Genomic DNA, 17,232 nt, shown 5'->3' with positions numbered 1-17,232 from the left:
ACAAATGAAATTAGAGTGGTTTCTTGTCATCCTTTTTGTAAGCTTCCATAACGGTACGTAGCGTGGCATCCGTGAACGCTGCATTTTCCCCCAGCAAGCAAGCCACCTGTTGGACTGTTTCCATGTGTTTCTTGATGACTTCCTGGGTCTTTTCCAGCATCCATTCCTTGCGCACGTAGGGTTCCCGCAAGTCTTGTAGCAACCCGAACACCATGTGGTGAGGTTGTATATTGTAGATCGAGATAATCCAAGTATGATCTTCTTCCCGCACTTGCCGTTCGATAATCTCTTTGCCCGTGGTCAGTACCGCATGGAATAAATCCTCGTAAGAGCAAATATTCTTTAACGGCACTCCGTTCAACCCGGGGGAAACCTCGTATATCGAGGCTATGTCTTCGCCCATAAGTGTGGCACAGGATTGGTTCATGTCCACGACTTTCAGGTCTGAATTAACCAGCAACACGCCAGCCGGGATCTTTTGCAAAAGAACGGTGGCTTTGTCGTGGGCTATTTTCCGCATGTAAGACACGCACATATTTTCTTCGGCGCGTCCTTCCAGCATGGCGATGGCGAAGTCACGGCAAGTGTCGTACCCGCAACCGCTGCAATTCAACTCGTCCTCCGGACCGGTCTTGCCTACCACTGCCATAGCTTGCTTGATCTCTTCTTCCGTGTAGACGTGGTCTTGGATATGCGGGTCTTTGCAGAACAGGATCTGCAAATCGATATTTTTGAAATCGTCCTTGGGATTCCCCAATTCGGATTGGTGTATAATCTCGTATCTTTTCAACGCCGGGGATATATGGCTCAATTTTGCGGGACCGTTGATACAGCCGCCTTTGCAAGCCAGTAATTCAAGAAATATAGAATCATTTTCCCGTCGGGTATCCAGAGATTTCAACACGTCTTTTACCGTTGATAGTTCGGAAAAAGCCATGTTGTGTACTTGTTTTTTAGGTTCGTGCAATCCTTTCAACATCCCGCCCTCGATGGGGTAATATGCCCCCATGCCCGAACGGTAAGGGATAAAGTGGGCGTCCGGTTGTCCTGGTGCTATTTGGTGCAGGTTGATTTCAGCCTGCTCGAACCATTTCTTCAAATCCTTGAACGTGATGACCACGTCGACTAGGTTGTTGAACGTGTCGGCTTCCAGTTTCTTGCAGATACAGGGACCGGCAAACACAATCTTGATGTCCTCTCCGTACAATTGTTTCAGAATCTTGGCGTGAGCTAGCATCGGGGAGATGATCGGGGTAATATTATGCACGTGTTCCGGCGAGTATTTCCGGATATATTCTACCACTACTGGGCAGGCAGAGGAGATATACACCCCGTTGTCCGCCTCTTCCAGGAACTTTTCCGTCCTGTCCGACACGATTTCCGCCCCGAGAGCGGTTTCCGAAACGTCCGTGAATCCTAATTTCTTGATGGCAGCGATCAACACGCTGGAATGAATCCCCTCGAATTCGCTCACGTATGAAGGAGCTAGGGAAAGCAACACTTTCGGGTTTTGCGTCAAGGTCAGTTTCGCCCGGGTCAACCCGTCGCGAATCTTTTTAGCCCCCGTCGGGCATACTTGCGTGCAGTGTCCGCAGTAAATACAACGGTCTTCAATGATGGAGGCTTTGTTGTCCTCCATGCGAATTGCTTTCACGGGGCATTCCCGAATACATTTGTAGCAATCCTGGCAATTGTCCGGTTCCGTGTAGATAGGTCTTAGTTGCATGGAAACTCTTCTTGTAAGATTTTATATAAACGCGAGAGATTCACTTCTTCGTACACTTTATCGTCGATCCGAATAATCGGACCCTTACTGCACAATTCCTCACACAAATGCCCACAGAAATCGATCTCCGCTTCCAAGTTATTTTCGCTTAGGTATTTCTTGATCGCCCCGAGATTCGTGTTGTTTCCCCGGGAAAAGCAAGAGCTTCCTAAACAGATCCTGATTTGGCGCTTTGACATACTTGTTGTTCGATTATCCTGTTGATACTTTCTGCGTTACAAAAGTAGGATATTTATTGTAATAAACCCAATTATATTGCAACTTTAATATTATTTGCTGTTTTTTACTTTCAATTTGTAAGTTTTTCTCGGTCAATTGATGGTGTATCCTTATTTCTCTTTTGGGAAACCCGTATAATTAATTTCTCCGGGAGTTTACTGTTATATCTGGGATATAGATTGATACTTCCGTCAACGTAATCCGGTTTGACTTTGATAATAAACCCTTTGCATGAATCTTCAAATCTCGTGTAAATAATCCTGTTCAGCAATTTGTTGCTGCTAACGTCGATCTTGTGGAAACGGTTCCCTTCACAGTCCAGGTAGGTAAGGGTTGCATTTTGAATAAAATTGAAACTGCAATTTATATCCGTGAGGAGTTGATTTTGGGATATGTCGAGTTGTTTTAGATTGTTGGATTCGCAATTAACTTTCACGAGCCGAAGATTGTGGCTGATGTCAAGCGCTAAGACGATGAGCGGGACGATTTTTTTCATAACCACAATGAATTAGAATTGCGTTAATGTACAATATTTCTTTCAAAAAAACAAATTTTGATTTTGTGGATAGCAACAAATTCCCGGAAACAAAAGCAGCCCCCGATTTTCGGGGGCTGCTCGTGATATGTAATATCAAAATTATTTCTTTTCTTCCACTTTTTTCTTTCCGAATATTTTGGTCAAATCGAAAGAGATCGGGGTTGCGATGAATAGTGAAGAATATGTACCGACAACGATACCTACCAACAAGGCGAAAATGAATCCCTTGATGGATGCTCCACCGAAGATAAATATAGCTAACAGCACGACAATGGTTGATAACGAGGTACTGAACGTACGGCGTAGCGTGGAGTTCAATGCGTCATTTACAACTTGTTCGTCATCCCGTTTCGGGTACAATTTGCGGTATTCACGGATACGGTCGAATACGACCACAGTATCGTTGATCGTGTAACCGACCACGGTCAGTACCGCCGCAATGAATGCCTGGTCAACCTCAAGTGAGAAGGGCAACAATCCGGCAAACAAGGAGAACGCTCCGATTACGATAATGGTATTGTGAGCCAAACCAACAACGGCGCCTGCGCCATATTGCCACCTGGAGAACCGAACCATGATATAAAGGAATATACCGATCAAGGCGAACAATACCGACCAAACAGCGGCTCTTGTCATGTCCTCAGCTACTGCAGGTCCGATCTTTTGGGTTTGTTGCAAGTTCACGGAACGGAATGTTTCGTAGTCTGTTCCCGCGGGAAGAATTTCCTGTAATCCTATATATAGCAAGGAGTCAACATTTGCATCTACATCCGCACCGCTTTCCTCGATCCGGTATTTCGTAGTGATCTTCACGTTGTTTGCAGTTCCTACCGTTTTCACCTCGGGAGCGCTTCCGTAAACTTCTGCTAATTTCTCAGCCACGTCACCCACTTGCACGTCTTGCGCAAAAGTTACCGTGTAAGTTCTACCTCCCACGAAGTCGATACCTTTATCCAATCCTCTGGTGAACAGGGATACAAAACAGATGATAACAACGATACCGGACACCGTGTAGCTAATTTTGCGTTTCTGCAAGAACGGGAATTTGGTATTTCTCAACCAGTTTGCCGTCAGCGGGGTGGTGAATGTTACATTGTCGCTCTTCGATGCTGCTCTTTCAAGAATCAAACGAGTGATAAAGATCGCCGTGAACAAGGAAGACAGGATACCGATAATCAACGTGGTTGCGAAACCTTTGATAGGACCTTCTCCGAAATAATACAGGATAAATCCGGTCAATAAGGTGGTCAACTGACCGTCGATAATAGCCGAGTACGCGTTGTTGTAACCTTCCTTGATAGCGAGTTTCAGCCCCTTCCCGGCGCGTAACTCTTCCTGAATACGTTCGTAAATCAACACGTTCGCATCGACCGCCATACCCATAGTCAACACGATACCGGCGATACCGGGTAACGTTAGTACGGCTCCGATGGACGCCAAGATACCGAACAAGAAGAACAAGTTGGCAAGCAAAGCGATATCTGCTGCCAAACCGGCACTCTTGCTATAGAAGAATAACATATATGCCAATACCAATGCGAAAGCGATGATGAATGACCACATACCGGATTGAATAGCTTCTTGTCCCAAAGATGCTCCAACTACCTCGTCAGCGATGATACGTGCGGGTGCGGGCAATTTACCTGATTTCAATATGTTGGCAAGGTCTCCAGCCTCTTTCACGTCGAAACGACCTGAAATCTGAGAACTACCTCCCTTGATTTCGTTCATTACGTTAGGTGAAGATGCCACTAAACCATCAAGAACGATAGCGATACTACGATTCGTGTTGTCTTTTGTCAAGCGAGCCCAAGTTTTGGCACCTTCGCTATTCATTGACATGGAAACAACCGGCTTGCCGTGTTGGTCGTAATCCTGGCGGGCATCGATAACCGCATCTCCTTCAAGAGGTGCTTTCCCGTTACGAGTGGTGATTTTGATCGCGTGCAAAGGAATTTGTCCTCTTTCATCTGCTTTCATTTCCCACAACAAACGAGAGTTACGCGGGAAGAGAGCCCTTATTTGAGGCATTCTTAAATACGCGTTGATTGCTGCCGTGTCTTTCGGGAATGCGCTACCTACACAAGAGCCGTTGATCAGACCTTGTTGTGAAACGTAAGGTGTCAATAATGCAAGTAGCGGATGCTCTTTTGCTATTTTTGCTTGATCCAGGCTTTTCAGTGAGTCCGCCTCTCCTTTGATCGCGTCAAGAATTGCCGATTCTTTGTTCTCTTCTTGCTTTACACCCTCTTGTGCAATCGTGTCGGTAGTTCCTTCAACTTCAGCTTGAGCTTGTAATATCTCTGCCAATTTTTGGTCGGCTTGAGCTATGTAATTATAAAAAGGTTGCTCGCCCGCGTCAAATCCTCTGGCGTTGTCATATGTTTCATAGAATTCCAAGGCAGCGGTTCCTTGAAGCAACTCTCTCACGCGTTGCGGTTCTTTGATACCCGGCAATTCGATGATGATTCTTCCGGAAATATCTGCTTTGCGGATATTCGGTTGAGCCACACCGAAACGGTCGATACGGGTACGAAGAATATTGAACGTGTTGTCGATAGCGCCCTCGGCTTCTTTTCTAACCACGTCGAGAACTTCCTTGTTCGTGGCGCCCACTTTGATTTTTTCTTTCAACTCGTGAGTACCGAAGATTGCCGGAGAAGCCAATTGCGCTCCCGGGGCAATTTTTTCAAAAGCCTCACCGAAAAGGGTTACAAAGTCCTTCGGGCTGGAAACTCTCATTTTTACGGCTTCCTCAATTGCCTGATTGAATGCGGGGTCAGAACTATGGTTGGCAAGACTTTTTACCACGTCAACCACGTCGACTTCCATGGTCACGTTCATACCGCCCTTTAAGTCCAAACCGAGGTTCAACTCTAATTCCTTACATTCCTTGTAAGTGAACTTGGCTAATCCAAGGAAATTGTAAACCGGTTGATTCGCGATTGAATCCAAATATCGCTTTTCTTTAGCCGGGTCGCCGTTCGCAAATTCACTTGCTGCTTTCTCTACCTGGTTGGTTTTATAAGTAAAAAACAACTGATAAAGACTCACCAGTGCTAATGCAACAGCGAGTAGTGTAATCGCTCCTTTATTCTGCATCTGTTAAATAATTTATAATATACTTATGTTTCAATTTTTCGCTTTAACACAAAATATTTAATGCGCAAAAGTATAACATTTTTTTCAAAATAGCTATACAATTAGGCAGATACTTTTAAAGTCAACTCCTTATTTCTATAATCAATGATCGCCTCGTGCTTCACGAGAAAGTCGCTTCCCAGCAATCCGGCAACCCGTCGGTGCAGGTGTTTGTCGTATAGAGAATTCACGTACTGGAGGTCAATGACTGCCGCATGCACGTTCTCTATCATGTGCCCGCCGATTTGCAAGGTGTTGATATTCACAAGCTCGACTTCATTGATTTCTCCGCACACACCCCCGGAGTTAATCTCGGAAACATCTTCCAGCGGTTCATAGGAAAACGGTGTCAGTTTATCTATAACCGTGACAGACGCTCCCGTGTCAATAATAAAATCCCCCTCAATGCTACCGATTTGCAGGGTGGCGATGATGTGGAAACTATTGTCTTCCAACTCAACGACCTCTATCGGAATCTTTATCTCCATATAATTTCGTTTGCACAAAACTAAGCATTTTCGGTGAAATCCAAAAAATGAGGATGTTAATTTCAAAAATAATGTTTTAACCGAAGACCCGTGGAGAACCCGTAGAAAAACCGTGGAAGAACCGAGGTAATCATCTCTCACTGTCGTGTCGGTGTCGTTTGTGCTCCTGTGTTTCTATATAAAAGATTATAGGATCTCTACGGCAGAAACGGAGCGAGAACGTGGGTGGGGTATGATTTGGGTAGTTCTTCTTTGGTTTTACAATGGGTTCTCTGTATGTGGTGGATTGTTTCTCGTTAATTATTGTGCCAGTTGATTTTCTGCGAGAAATACATGATGATTGCCAAAATGACAAAGAGTCCGATACTTCCGGCAAGCAGGGCGTAGGTTTCCAGTTGAATCAGGAAGAATATATAGGTGTACAAGCACACGAGCAATCCCCCGATGGTGAGTGCCGTTTTCTTGATTTTCAGAATCCCGACCATGTAGAGTGTGATCAGCGTGGTGGTGGCAAGAGCGGAGATGAGGTATGCCCATGTGAAGCTGATGTGTTCCGAGGTGGAAACCAACAGCGTGTAAAATAGGCAGAGCGCCAGTCCTACCAGTAAATATTGGAGCGGGTGGATGTTTTTGTTTTGCACGATCTCCACGAAAAAGCAGACCACGAAAGTCAGGACGATGATGAGAAATGCGTATTTAGCGGAACGCGTGGATTTTTGGTAATGATCGACGGGGAATAGTAGATCAACGCCGAACACGGAAGGTGTGATGGATGAGTTTATTCGAACCGTACTCATCTCTCCGCGGGAATAGTCGGCAGCTTCGCTACGGTATGATCTGAATACTTGAGGGAAACTCCGGTTTATTTCAAGGACTTTCCACTTGCTCGTGAAACCATCGGGAGCTACTTCCCTCTCTAAGGGCAGGAAAGCGCCCGTGAAGCTCGGTGTCGGGCAATTGGAGGTCAATGCCACGTTTGTTGTCTTGCCTATCGGGGCGAAAAGCATGGAACCGGAGCCTTTCGTTTCCAGCTGGATAGAGAAGTCTATCGAGTTGCCGGGGGTGAATAGTTGGCTGGCGTCAAGATTGATGGATATGCCGGAGTGGATGATGCTGTAAGGGGCGACGCCCGGTTCGAGGTTATATTCCTGTCCGTTCCACGTGAGGCTGACTTGCTCGCTGATTCCTCGCGGGTCGCTGACCCCTAGGTTGAGTGTGGCGTTGTTGTTCCATTTTATTTCGCGGGAGAATTGTGTAGCGAGGAGATCTTTCGAGATGAATTTGCCCCGGAGTTCCAGGGAAGAATTATAAACGATGATTTCGTATAATCCCCGCTTGAGTTCTTGGGTGGCGACGTTTCCCGTGATGTCCAGGTGTTCGGGGAGGTAGTTGACGTAACCGGATAGCGTTTTTCCTTCTTCGTCTTTGTAAGTATAAGAGAGGGTGAGTATCGGACCGATGATGGTTTGCGGACCGCTCCATTTTTGTTGGACTTCATTTGTCGCATCTTTTGCGGTGTCTTCCCTTTCGCTGATAAGGTTCTGGATCATAAGCATGGGGATAATCAGCACGACGATGAGTACCCCGATCAGGAGAATTTTCAACGTTATCGCATCCCGGTTCTTCGTGTTTTTCTCTTTCTGTGGATTTGTGGTTTCTTCATTCATGGTGTTTTATTTTTAGTTGTTATTGTAAAGAACTTTGTATCTCAAAGTAAATAGGGTAAAAAAATTATATGTTTTGATTCTGTAAAAATTCTTCTAGGGCGTTCAGGTGTTTGGCGAAGGCTTCCCGTCCTTTCTCGGTCACCGAGAAAGTCGTGTTCGGGCGTCTTCCGATAAATTGTTTCCTGCACTCGATGTACCCGAGTTCCTCGAGGCTGCGGGTGTGGCTGGCAAGGTTGCCGTCCGTGAGATCGAGCAAGTTCTTGAGGGTGACGAAATCCACCGACTCGTTGACGATCAACACGGACATGATGCCAAGCCGAGCTTTGCTTTCAAAAGCCTTGTTGATATTTTCGAGTACTTCTTTCATGCGTTCACGCGTGTGTTTGATGAGAATAATGCCTGGCGACGCTCTACCTTATAATAGAAGTATATGCCTGCCGCGATGTGGAGCAACCCGAAACCGATGACCCAGAATAGGAGGGCGTGGTTGACGACGAAACTGTCGATCAGTCCCAAAAAGATTTCGGCATACCCGAGGTAACGAATGTCCGAATAGGTATATTTGGAGCAGTTGACTAATGACAACCCGTAGAATATAAGCATGATGGAAGAGGTCAGCCCGTAATGGTGATGCCACAGCAGGGATACGCAAAGAACGCCTCCGGCAAATAGCGGCAGGAAGAAATTCCATAATAACCGATAGACCGATTTGTCCGTGAAGATGTTTCGGTTTACTTTTATCGCTTTCCGGTAACTCATCGTGAACACGGTAACCAGGGAAAAAAACAGCACGACGAGAGCCACGATGCATATTTGCATGAGTCGTTGTGAAGTATTGGCGTTTAAGAGATTGTATGCTACACCTGTGCCAATACAGGCGTAAATGCCTACCAGTACAGAGGATATGCCACTTATGGACAGGAATTTCGTGGACCTCTCCATGAGGTTCTTGATGTCGTGCAATGTGTCGAGAGCTTCTTTGTTTTTCATGTCTTTAAAGTTCTTTGCATTGCAAAGTTAAAAATAAATTTCGAATACGTGTACGTGAGAACCTATATTTTTAATAAATTTGTATTAAACGGATAATTTATATCGGGTTATGAGGAAATATATTGCGTTGATTTTTTTAGTTTGTTGCTTTCTCGGGAGCTTTGGGCAGAAAGCCGAGAAGGTTGTTCTTCCGGGGAGCGGGTTGGATAATTTTTATCGTGTTGACACGGGTGTCTACCGGGCGAATCAGCCGAAGGCTACTGATTTTATCCTGCTGGAACGATACGGGATAAAAGAGGTGTTGAATTTACGGAATTGGCATGATGATAAAGATGAGGCGAAAGGAACGACCATAAAGTTGCATCATTTGAAAACTCGAGCCTCGAAAATTGATGAAAAAGATATCGTGAAAGCATTGAAGATTATTCGGGATCGGAAGGGACCGATACTGGTTCATTGCTGGCATGGTTCCGATCGTACGGGGGCGGTGATTGCCATGTACAGGGTTGTATTTCAAGGATGGTCAAAAGAGGATGCCATTCGAGAAATGACAGAAGGAGGATTCGGCTTCCATCAGCAATTTAGCCAGATTATAGATATGATCTTTCGGGCTGATGTTGTATCCATAAAGCATGAATTGGAACGGGGAATGAAAAGGACAAAAATAAAAACCGTCCCGGCGCCCCGGAACGGTTTTCTAACAGAATGATCGTGAAGTACTATTGTTAGTTAAATAATTTCATGTCGTCGAGTACGTTCATTACTGTTTTCACTGCTTTTGCAGATTGTGCCAGTAATTCTTGCTCGTCTTTGTCGAGTTTTACCTCGATGATTTTCTCGATACCGTTCTTGCCCAAGATTACGGGAACTCCCAAGTAGATATTGTTCATTCCGTACTCTCCGTTCAATAAAGCACATACCGGGAATACTCTTCTGTGGTTGCATACGATAGCCTCTACCATTTGAGCAGCAGCGGCACCCGGGGCATACCATGCGGAAGTACCCATCAATTTTACCAATTCGCCGCCACCTACTTTGGTTCTCTCGATGATAGCGTGCAGCGTGTCATGGTCTATTAATTCCGTTACAGGGATACCGCCAACGGTGGTATATCTTGGAAGCGGAACCATGGTGTCGCCGTGACCACCTAACAATAAGGCTTGGATGTCTTTCGGGGAAACGTTCAATGCTTCTGCCAAGAATGCTCTGTAACGGGCGGTATCAAGGATACCTGCCATACCGAATACGCGGCTGGAATCGATTTTTGCCGCCAGGTAAGCGCAGTAGCACATTACATCGAGCGGGTTGGATACGATGATGATCTTGGCGTTCGGTGAATGTTTGATAATATTTTCAGTTACTGATTTTACGATGCCGGCATTCGTTGCGATTAAGTCGTCACGGCTCATACCCGGTTTGCGGGGTAGACCGGAAGTGATGACTACAACTTCGGAATTGTTAGTTGCTTCGTAATCGTTGGTTACGCCTTTGATGCGGGTATCATAAAGATTGATCGGGGCTGTTTGCCACATATCCAGTGATTTCCCTTCTGCAACGCCTTCTTTGATATCCAAAAGAACAACTTCATTCACGATGTCCTTTTCTGCAATGCAGTTCGCGCATGTTGCACCAACGTTTCCTGCTCCTACAACTGTTACTTTCATTTCTGTAATTTTTTATTGTTATACGTTTCGTTTTTTGGCTATTTGTTTGCTTTTTGCGCTGTCAAATGTAAGCCTTATTTTTTATTTCAACAATCTTTATGCCGAAAAATTACAGAATTTTTTCTGTAATCAATAAAGGATACGTGAAAGAACCGGAAAAGTTATGGGCTGCAAATAGTTTTATCGTTTGGCTTTAGTGGATTTGCTGCCATAGGCGGCTAGCGACGGCGTGCATCTGCCCTAGGATACCGGTAGGTTTGTAATTGCCATTCTGTAATTTTTTCTGGAATGACAGGTACCATATCGTGAGGACTATTCCCTTGAGCACGCTGGATAAAGAAATACTCCACCAGATGCCGTTCAGTCCTAACGCGGGGAAGGTCACGAGGAAGTATGCCAAAGGAATTCTTGCCCCGGTGAGCAGGATGCCCACGATGGCGGGCGGGGTGGTTCTGCCACACCCGTTGAAGGCTCCCGCCGTCACTTGCTCGATGGCGGAAAATACTTGCGAGATGGCAAGTATTTTCAGGTAGGCGCTTCCGGCTGTCAGGGTTTGCGGCTCATGGATAAATATACCGAATATTTCTTTGCTGAACACGAGGAATGCGGCTGTTGCCACGAGGGCGATGCCTCCTGCCAGCTTTAGGGTGTAGTGGTATCCTAGACGGATTCTGTCAAAATCGCGTGCCCCGAAATTTTGTCCGGTAAAGGCTGCCAATGCCGTGGAGAACCCGGCGGCAGTCATCCAGGTAATTGCCTCGATCTGTGCGCCCACGCTTTGCACTGCCACCCCGATATGTCCCCATTGTGCCGCCACGGTTGCCAAAGTAAGGGAGAACATGGCAAATAGGGCACTTTGCATACTGACGGGCAAGCCGAGAGAGAATATCCTTTTCACGAAACGGGCACGTAATGCCGCGAAATAGTAGAGTTTCCCGATCGATGAATCACGGAAGTAGAGATTTCGAATAAAGATTGCAAACACGATAAGCTGGGAGAAAGTCGTGGCGATAGCGGCTCCGGCCGTTCCCAATCCCGGGATGAAGCCGAAACCGTATATTAACAAGGGGTCGAGAATAATATTGAATACCAGTCCGATAGCGACGATCTTTAAAGGTGTTTTGCTGTTTCCTTGTCCATTGTACAGCCCGCTATACGTGTTGTTGTTGAATGTGAAGAAAAGTCCCGGGGTAATCAGGCGCATATAGTTCACGGCAAGGGCGGATATGTTCTCTTCCAGGTGGAACAGACCGACTAGTGCGGGGGCTGCAATATATATGAAGCAGGCATAGCATAACGCGATGATCGACGAAAGCATGGCTGCTTGATTGGCGTATGCCCGGGCTCTTTTGCCGGAACGAGCCCCGAGGGATTGCGAGATGGTGACCTCGGCTCCCACTTTACTAATAAACGAGAGGGCGTTACCCAGCCACGTGAAGAATCCGGCAACACCCACTGCTGCCACACTTTCGCTTCCCAGGCGTCCCAGCCAGATCATGTCTGTCATGCTGTAGGCCATCTGGACGAAAGAGGCTGTGATTAAGGGAATAGCCATACTCCATATCCCTTTGCTGATGCTTCCTCGTGTCAGGTCGTTTACTCGCGTCATATTCTCGTTTTTTTGGCTTGCAAAAATACTAAACCTTTTATGAATTTCCTCTCTCTTTTTTATACTTTCGCGGAAAGATATATTCGTTTGAATGGTTTTAAATAGAATGGTTAGTATGAAAAATATTGCAGTTTTCGCAGGAGGCAACTCTTCGGAGTACGAGGTTTCGATCAAGTCGGGGAATAATATTTTCGATCAGGTGGACGAAACCCGGTATAATAAGTATCTTGTTATCTTGAAAGGGAGGGATTGGCACGTGCAGATCGGTGACGAGGCTTACCCGGTGGATAAGAATGACTTCTCTTTCACGAGGAACGGGGAGAAGATCATGTTTGATTTTGCTTACATTACCATACACGGGAATCCCGGGGAGAACGGGCTCTTGCAGGGATACCTGGATATGATGGGGGTGCCGTACGGGGGATGCAATGTTTTGGCTTCGGCATTGACATTTGATAAACACACGTGTAATACTTACTTGAAGAGCTTCGGGGTGAACGTGGCAAATTCCGTCATGCTGACACGGGGGATGGAGTACGATGTGAACGAGATTATCGGGGAAGTCGGCTTGCCTTGTTTCGTGAAGCCGAATGCCGAAGGATCGAGTTTCGGGGTGACGAAAGTGAAAGAAGCGGGGCAGCTGGAAGAGGCGTTGAAGACGGCTTTCGCCTTATGCCGGGAAGTGCTGGTCGAAACGTTTATCGACGGGACGGAGTTGACGTGTGGGGTCGTGAAAGCCGGGGATCTGGATTTTGCCATGCCCATAGCGGAAGTAATCCCGAAGAAAGAGTTTTTTGATTTCGAGGCAAAATACGATCCCAAGATGTCCGACGAGATTATTCCGGCACGCGTTTCTCCCGAGTTGACACACCGGATCAAGACCTTGTCGTCAATGATTTACGATATACTAAGGTGTGACGGAATCATCCGGGTGGATTATATCGTGCGGGGCGACGAGATCTTTATGCTCGAGGTGAACACCACGCCGGGGATGACCTCGAATAGCTTTGTCCCGAAAATGGTACGGGCGATGGGAGGAACGCTGCGGGATCTATTGACGAAGATCATTGAAAGCAAATTTTAGCTGTCAAGGTGGAGGTGTGTTTTGACTCATTTCCCATGGAGAGAGCGCTAGAAGGATATGAGAAGGGGTAATCCAGGATTGGTAATGCTGTACATTGGTATTTTTCTGCGGATCACATAATAAAGGCAGAAAACAAATAACACGTATTAATTTTATTCGTATTTTTTATTATTGCTAACTTTTAAATAGAATTACCATGAAAAGAATTAAACAATTAATCGTGTTCGTCATTATTATTATGACGTGTAGTATTGCTTTTGCAATTAATTTCAATTCTTTGCCTTTTGGTTATGCTTTTGATTCGTGGGTTGTAGAGGGCGATGAAACACAGCCTATTCATTTCTCAACATCGGAAAGAAAACTTATGTATTTCTGTGCAACAACACCATGTTATGTTTCAAGTCTTAAGGCTAAAATTACGGTAACGGCTATGGGGGTTACTGTACCTATACCATATCCTGAAGATATTTCTTATTGTGTGCATAATTGTGCGTTGCCACTTAAACCGGGAGATATTTTTTGGGTACAATTATCTATCGCTCTTCCATCACCATTCTTTACTTCTGGTACATTTAGAGTTATATTTACGAATGAAGATGGTGTTGATATAGCAGGAGGGGAATGTTCTTTCTATGTTGATGATAATTTAGATTAATTTTATTAAATATCCGAATGGTGACAAGCAATATTCTTGTAGTCAATATTGAATTTTAATTCAACTGACTACAAGAATTTGCTTTTTAATAAAAAAAGATTCTCTTTTATAGTTCTTGATATTGTTTTATGTAGGTTAATCATTCTCCCCTAAGTAAATCCATTTCACTGCATCCCCGTCTATTGTTTGTCCCTCGATTCCTTTGTCTGTAAGAATTAATTTACACGTTCCTGCTTGCAAATCAAAAACACCTAGGGATCGCCATTGTCCTTCATTTTTCAGAACATCTAGTAATTGTAATTCATGTTCTTTATTTCCATTTATTAAAAAGTAATATTGATTTTGAGGCTCACTTAAACGGGGAATATAGCTTCCATTAATGGTAACAAATATTTCATATTTCCCTTTCTTGTCAAGTCGTGTATTCCATTCTAAGCATTTTTTTCCAGTTCCAGCTTGTTTTATTAAATGGCTTTTAACTATTTTTCCATAACCACTATTTGCGAGCCATTTCCATTTATCAGTTACGAATATCATTTCATTCGATAAATTCACATATTTTTCCCAGGGTTTCAACGACTTTTCGTGGAAATAATCTCCTAATCGAATCCGGGGTCCCGACTGAATGATCTTGAAATTGGCATCTTCGTTATCCACGATGATCTCGTTGGAATCAGATATGAAGTAATCTTTTCCGATCGCACGAGTGTATTGTATTGTATCCTCGTGATAAATGTGATAGCCAATCAAAAACTCTTCTCTCGGTAAATTACGAGCGATATTCAATAGTAAATTTATCTTTAAGTTCAGATTATACTTTTCATGAGCTACGACTTCGATCCCGGAATTTGCTTTTATTTCGTAAGCTTTATACTCGGTTGTATTTTTCAAGTTGGACACAGCCTCTTCAACGGGGAGGAATTCTTTTCCTACAGTTAGCACAAAAGTCTTTACGAACACTATCCCATCGACCTCGCTATCATTAAAGATGGCAAATTTTCTCCGCCATTTTTCCCCATAAGGAGTTTTCACGAGGTAACTTTTTTCTCCTTTTACGAGGTATTGTGGTACCCCTTTCTTCTCGATCCACGATCGCAATACATCGCTCCAGCTCACTCCGAATCGTTCTGCGAATTCCCGTTCGAGCACGTCAAAATCAACTTCTTGGAATTGGTACCTGTCTTGGAATCTTGCGATAAAAGAGATAACGCTGTCGATAACCACTCCTTTTGTGTCGAACAGCCCCACGAGTTCCCGTCCCTTCAAAGTCATTAGCACGTTCAACACTTCGAAGCGTAAAGATTTATCCTCGAATGCTTCTTTTAGGTTATGTGTTCGAGTGTAATAAATAGCCTCTTCCTCTAATTTAGAATTGAATTTCTGCCATCTGTCTTCTTGGGATAGATTGTTATCTTGTAAAATGACGTTAATCAATGGATCGATATAAGCGTAAGTAGACGAGTTGATTACCACCGATTGATTGTAAAATAAGGGACCGATATAATAATTATTAGGAACAATCCTCTCCCTGCCTGAGGGAAGGTATGGGTGCCTCAAATTTCTTAGATAGTCTATTCCCAGTAATTTATTCCAGGAAAATGATGTCACGCTCTTCTCTTTTTTGAAAAAGAAAGAATTAAAAAAGTATTTCATGTCACGTGCCGATAGCAATGTTCCACCTATCCCAAGACCATTTTCTGCGAAAAATAACAATTCCGGTTGTACGAGACCGCTCCCTCCCCGTTCGTTTCGGGAATAAGACGTGAAACTAATTGGGGTTTCCGTCAGTATGAAACGGGTGTATGGGTAACGTTTTCCCATTACCCTTTCCGCCTTCTCTCGTACCCAAAATATCATATCTGCGGCAGGGACCTTTTTATCGTTCCATAGGGCATGAAGTAGCTTTTTATGCTCCCGTAAAATATTCAACTCGTAGACAGTTGAGTCCATTTCGATTCGCTTCGTTATGTAATTCCCCATACACAAAGAGATCCCTGTTAAAGGGATGTCATTTTTAAAAACGATATCTTGCCCTACCCGGCTTCTTCTTCCTTGTGATATCACGGTTTGACCTTTTGGTAATTCTACTTGCAAGGTATAGTGAGAGAGGTTTTTAGATACTTTGAATCGTGTCTGGGAATTTACGGGAGGAACCGTTACGGGATACCATAAAGCCTCGGGGATAAGTAGGGTGTATTCTCGTTCTAAAAAGGCATACCGTTTGCCATAACGACAAGTCCCGTATGCTTTCTTGCTCGTTTCCTCCAGTTCTTCAAGAGGGATATCCAGGTAACATATGTTCTCGTCTATTTGCCCTTTGTAGGTTATGTAAATTCGCAGAGAATCTCCTTGAGTCAAAGTATATTTCACCCGTACTACTTGGTTTTCTCGCTCGAAAGGTAATTCTCCGTTTTCGCTCGACAAGGAAGTTACTTGTAAACTCGGATTCAAGTAAAGAAGCAATTCCTGAATCTCTGTGTCGGAAGAGTTGCGTATCATCAATTCACTGTTTACGCTCATTTTATCACCTCGCTGAGTGTAGTGAATAGACTGGCTCACGAGAGAGCCCTTGGGGTGGGACTCGTATTTATCATAGGTGGCGATATATTTTTGTCGGGAAACATCATTTGCATGATTGATGGTCCAAAAGGAGAACAAGGATATTATTCCTAATGCTAATAAAACAGTCGCCAATCCTTTTTCTCTACCTTTTATGGGGGTATTAGGAAGTCTCTCGAAACGGAGTACGGTTACTTGTATTAATCCCAATCCTAGGCATAACCAGCTTCCCCGTTGCAATAGGTAGTGTCCTAAATTCGGATGTCCCGTGAAATCGGAAAAAGTGGCGGGTAAAGTCATTCCCCAAAAATCAAGGATTCCTTTGCCATAATCCACGGTATAAAGTGTCAATCCCACGTAACTCAGTAGTAGTAATTGACACAATATCTGGTTTTTAATCCAACTGTTCACCCAGAAGGATAAACCTGTTAAAAATACAATGGTAGGTACGAGTAATGTGAACAAGTAAAAATAGTCTAGCAACAGGCTAAAAAAGAAATAACCTGCATTTACTCGAGTTAGCACGCCCAAAACGGTAGATATCACTGCTGTTAAACCGAATATGCCTGAGAATCCCAGGAAAGTTCCCCAAACGTGCTCTGCATTGCTTGCGGGATGATAGTAAATTACTTCCATCGTGTCGATTTTTTGGCTTTTATTCAAGAAGGAACTTGCAGCCACGACAAGGGGCAACGTTTGAAAAAGCGTGAACAAGAAAACATTCATGTAAGGAAAGAAAGAAGCCAAGTATTTTATATTTCTTCCATCCATGCTTTGATTTATGATCTGTACGTACACGATACAAAGCCATGTGAAAAGAAAAAAAAGTTGC

The 17,232-nt window shown here is 44.4% G+C and carries 14 protein-coding genes; 3 read left to right on the top strand and 11 right to left on the bottom strand.

From position 1 onward, the window contains the following. Positions 1-10 precede the first annotated feature (10 nt). From BN8899_RS03270 to BN8899_RS03235, 8 genes are all read right to left on the bottom strand, one after another. Entirely contained in the window at positions 11-1,726 is a 1,716-nt protein-coding gene (locus tag BN8899_RS03270) for a [Fe-Fe] hydrogenase large subunit C-terminal domain-containing protein (protein ID WP_065218274.1), read from the bottom strand. Beyond that, positions 1,717-1,965, bottom strand: coding sequence for a (2Fe-2S) ferredoxin domain-containing protein (locus BN8899_RS03265; protein WP_018338306.1), 249 nt, complete (start codon positions 1,963-1,965; stop codon positions 1,717-1,719). The genes BN8899_RS03270 and BN8899_RS03265 overlap by 10 nt, the downstream gene beginning before the upstream one ends. A 110-nt stretch (positions 1,966-2,075) precedes the next feature. After that, positions 2,076-2,501, bottom strand: coding sequence for a hypothetical protein (locus BN8899_RS03260; protein ID WP_065218273.1), 426 nt, complete (start codon positions 2,499-2,501; stop codon positions 2,076-2,078). Positions 2,502-2,642: 141 nt separating this feature from the next. Beyond that, positions 2,643-5,645 (bottom strand): protein translocase subunit SecDF, encoded by a 3,003-nt coding sequence (gene secDF / locus BN8899_RS03255; RefSeq protein WP_065218272.1) that lies wholly within the window; start codon positions 5,643-5,645, stop codon positions 2,643-2,645. Between the two features lie 101 nt (positions 5,646-5,746). Further along, positions 5,747-6,172: a retropepsin-like aspartic protease gene (locus tag BN8899_RS03250; protein WP_018338309.1), complete on the bottom strand. Its 426-nt coding sequence runs from the start codon at positions 6,170-6,172 to the stop codon at positions 5,747-5,749. Positions 6,173-6,468: 296 nt separating this feature from the next. After that, positions 6,469-7,839 (bottom strand): cell envelope integrity protein CreD, encoded by a 1,371-nt coding sequence (gene creD / locus BN8899_RS03245; protein ID WP_065218271.1) that lies wholly within the window; start codon positions 7,837-7,839, stop codon positions 6,469-6,471. Positions 7,840-7,903: 64 nt separating this feature from the next. Next, positions 7,904-8,206: a winged helix-turn-helix domain-containing protein gene (locus BN8899_RS03240; protein WP_018338311.1), complete on the bottom strand. Its 303-nt coding sequence runs from the start codon at positions 8,204-8,206 to the stop codon at positions 7,904-7,906. Further along, positions 8,203-8,829: a hypothetical protein gene (locus BN8899_RS03235; protein ID WP_065218270.1), complete on the bottom strand. Its 627-nt coding sequence runs from the start codon at positions 8,827-8,829 to the stop codon at positions 8,203-8,205. The genes BN8899_RS03240 and BN8899_RS03235 overlap by 4 nt, the downstream gene beginning before the upstream one ends. Before the next feature lie 109 nt (positions 8,830-8,938). Between BN8899_RS03235 and BN8899_RS03230 the strand changes: the two genes are divergently transcribed. Next, positions 8,939-9,538, top strand: a complete 600-nt coding sequence (locus tag BN8899_RS03230; RefSeq protein WP_065218269.1) for a dual specificity protein phosphatase family protein — start codon at positions 8,939-8,941, stop codon at positions 9,536-9,538. Positions 9,539-9,554: 16 nt separating this feature from the next. Here BN8899_RS03230 and mdh read toward each other — a convergent pair whose 3' ends face one another. Then, a complete protein-coding gene (gene mdh / locus BN8899_RS03225; RefSeq protein ID WP_018338314.1) occupies positions 9,555-10,493 on the bottom strand; it encodes a malate dehydrogenase in 939 nt (312 codons plus the stop codon). 193 nt (positions 10,494-10,686) lie between these two features. Further along, complete coding sequence (locus tag BN8899_RS03220) at positions 10,687-12,102, bottom strand: MATE family efflux transporter (protein WP_065218268.1); 1,416 nt, start codon at positions 12,100-12,102, stop codon at positions 10,687-10,689. A gap of 115 nt (positions 12,103-12,217) precedes the next feature. Between BN8899_RS03220 and BN8899_RS03215 the strand changes: the two genes are divergently transcribed. Then, positions 12,218-13,186 (top strand): D-alanine--D-alanine ligase, encoded by a 969-nt coding sequence (locus tag BN8899_RS03215; protein ID WP_065218267.1) that lies wholly within the window; start codon positions 12,218-12,220, stop codon positions 13,184-13,186. A 196-nt stretch (positions 13,187-13,382) separates the two neighbouring features. Further along, positions 13,383-13,841: an ML domain-containing protein gene (locus BN8899_RS03210; RefSeq protein ID WP_065218266.1), complete on the top strand. Its 459-nt coding sequence runs from the start codon at positions 13,383-13,385 to the stop codon at positions 13,839-13,841. A 135-nt stretch (positions 13,842-13,976) separates the two neighbouring features. On the opposite strand, the gene BN8899_RS03205 is transcribed toward BN8899_RS03210, so the two are convergent. Then, on the bottom strand, positions 13,977-17,171 hold the full coding sequence (locus tag BN8899_RS03205; protein WP_148375245.1) for an ABC transporter permease: 3,195 nt from the start codon (positions 17,169-17,171) through the stop codon (positions 13,977-13,979). Positions 17,172-17,232: the final 61 nt, after the last annotated feature.

The organism is Butyricimonas sp. Marseille-P2440 (assembly GCF_900091675.1).
In the GTDB taxonomy this organism is placed as follows: domain Bacteria; phylum Bacteroidota; class Bacteroidia; order Bacteroidales; family Marinifilaceae; genus Butyricimonas; species Butyricimonas synergistica.
This window is presented reverse-complemented; position numbering and strand designations above follow the sequence as displayed.

Bases quoted from the DNA above. Each gene is read 5' to 3' on its own strand.
- BN8899_RS03205 (WP_148375245.1), bottom strand. From the start codon at position 17,171: ATGGATGGAAGAAATATAAAATACTTGGCTTCTTTCTTTCCTTACATG.
- BN8899_RS03240 (WP_018338311.1), bottom strand. From the start codon at position 8,206: ATGAAAGAAGTACTCGAAAATATCAACAAGGCTTTTGAAAGCAAAGCT.
- BN8899_RS03250 (WP_018338309.1), bottom strand. From the start codon at position 6,172: ATGGAGATAAAGATTCCGATAGAGGTCGTTGAGTTGGAAGACAATAGT.
- BN8899_RS03265 (WP_018338306.1), bottom strand. From the start codon at position 1,965: ATGTCAAAGCGCCAAATCAGGATCTGTTTAGGAAGCTCTTGCTTTTCC.
- BN8899_RS03230 (WP_065218269.1), top strand. From the start codon at position 8,939: ATGAGGAAATATATTGCGTTGATTTTTTTAGTTTGTTGCTTTCTCGGG.
- BN8899_RS03210 (WP_065218266.1), top strand. From the start codon at position 13,383: ATGAAAAGAATTAAACAATTAATCGTGTTCGTCATTATTATTATGACG.
- mdh (WP_018338314.1), bottom strand. From the start codon at position 10,493: ATGAAAGTAACAGTTGTAGGAGCAGGAAACGTTGGTGCAACATGCGCG.
- secDF (WP_065218272.1), bottom strand. From the start codon at position 5,645: ATGCAGAATAAAGGAGCGATTACACTACTCGCTGTTGCATTAGCACTG.
- BN8899_RS03260 (WP_065218273.1), bottom strand. From the start codon at position 2,501: ATGAAAAAAATCGTCCCGCTCATCGTCTTAGCGCTTGACATCAGCCAC.
- BN8899_RS03235 (WP_065218270.1), bottom strand. From the start codon at position 8,829: ATGAAAAACAAAGAAGCTCTCGACACATTGCACGACATCAAGAACCTC.
- BN8899_RS03270 (WP_065218274.1), bottom strand. From the start codon at position 1,726: ATGCAACTAAGACCTATCTACACGGAACCGGACAATTGCCAGGATTGC.
- creD (WP_065218271.1), bottom strand. From the start codon at position 7,839: ATGAATGAAGAAACCACAAATCCACAGAAAGAGAAAAACACGAAGAAC.
- BN8899_RS03220 (WP_065218268.1), bottom strand. From the start codon at position 12,102: ATGACGCGAGTAAACGACCTGACACGAGGAAGCATCAGCAAAGGGATA.
- BN8899_RS03215 (WP_065218267.1), top strand. From the start codon at position 12,218: ATGAAAAATATTGCAGTTTTCGCAGGAGGCAACTCTTCGGAGTACGAG.